Genomic DNA, 1,648 nt, shown 5'->3' with positions numbered 1-1,648 from the left:
AGTACCTCTATGTTGAACTTTTTTGGAGATGAATTTTGAAACAGGCTTTTTCACCACTCTTGGGTTATTTCTCTGAAGTAAGGATTCAGGTCAAAAAAACTTCAGTGACAAAAGCTGATATAATAAACGAATGAAAAAGCCCGCAGCCACCAGAGAGCCGAAAAAAACCGAAATCGAGCATTTGAGCCAAGCACAACTGGTAGAAATGGTACTGGGGCTGCAAAAAATCATTGAAGAATTACAAGAAAAACTAGCCATTGCTACGGGAAAAGGTCGAACAACCAGTAAAACTTCTTCAATTCCCCCATCCACGGATCTGCTTCTAAAACCAGAGAAAGCAACAGTCAAAACAGAAGCAGACCAAAAAAAGAAACCAGGCGGACAACCAGGTCATCAAGGGAAAACTCGCAAAGGGTTTGGACGAGTAGACAGAACCGAAATTAGCACGCCCGACATCTGTCTCAATTGTGGCTCTCAAGAATTAAGTGAAGTAATTAACATCCACAGACAGCAAGTAGCAACTCTAGTAGCAAAACCAATCGAGGTCGTTGAATATCAGACACAATCGTGTAAATGCCTAGAATGTGGTGCAGTAGTCACAGGAGAACCACCTTTGGGAATAATTCCAGGACAAGACTTGAGCATTAATCTCCAAGCACTATTAGTCTGGCTGGGCAATTATGGGCATCTTTCCTACTCCAAGCTGACTGAATTGTTGTGGGAACTCGGCACAATCGAAGTGTCCGTAGGAACACTCCAAAAAACCAATCAACGAGTAGCAGCAGCAGTCAAGCCAGCCATCAAAGCACTGTGGGAATGGGCCCCATTGCAATCAAACGTTCATGTAGATGAAACTCCCTGGTGTGTGATGGGAGTTAAAGAATGGCTGTGGACGGCTAGTGGAGAAGGATTCTGTTTATTTCATGCTGCAGATACTAGGGGGCGTGTGGAACTGGAAACCATGCTGGGCAAAGAATTTGCCGGAGTCTTAAGCTCAGATGATTTCAGCGTTTATAATGGTTGCCAAACCACAACCCAACAGAAGTGTCTAGCCCATTTACGACGGCATTTCAAGAAAGTGCTGGGACTGCCGGGCAACAATAATAATGCAGCAGTCGCCCAAGTATTTCTGTCATTAATAGATGAAGCTTTTAAGGCCCATGAGTCCTGGCGCAAGACGAAGGAGCGACTCACCTACGACGACTGGGCAAATGATTTCAAAATACGATTGAATCTTGCTTTAGCCACTTGGTTGAACCAAGTTGGTCATGCAGCAGGTTTGTTACTCAAATCCTTACGAGATAAGGCAGAACAGTGGTGGTATTTTCTGGATGACCCATCGGTGCCTCCGGATAATAATTTAGCAGAACGTTCTCTACGGCTGGCTGTAACTAAACGGAAAGTGTCTGGCGGTTCTCGTTCGATGAAGGGATTTGAGGAAACGGCCGATCTACTTAGTGTAATTCAAACCTGTCGTTTTCAAGCTCGTTCAGTAATGGCTTTTTTCCGTGAGGCTATGAATTCCCATTCTTGTCACTTTCCTCAGCCGGAGCTTGTTCCCCTTTTTCAGACCTGATACCAATTTTACATGAAGTTGCATAGAATAAAGATAATGTTGAGAGGTGATGAGTTATGGCACGTCAACTGA

The 1,648-nt window shown here is 44.2% G+C and carries 1 protein-coding gene; it reads left to right on the top strand.

What is annotated here, in order from left to right:
• Positions 1 to 130: 130 nt before the first annotated feature.
• Positions 131 to 1,576, top strand: a complete 1,446-nt coding sequence (gene tnpC, locus QUA71_RS29095) for an IS66 family transposase (protein ID WP_333290473.1) — start codon at positions 131 to 133, stop codon at positions 1,574 to 1,576.
• The last annotated feature ends 72 nt before the right edge of the window (positions 1,577 to 1,648 follow it).

Origin of the sequence: Microcoleus sp. MON1_C5 (assembly GCF_036701875.1) — a bacterium.
Taxonomy (GTDB): Bacteria; Cyanobacteriota; Cyanobacteriia; order Cyanobacteriales; family Microcoleaceae; genus Microcoleus.
Note: the sequence above shows the minus strand (reverse complement) of the source record. Positions and strands in the feature narration are given on the sequence as shown.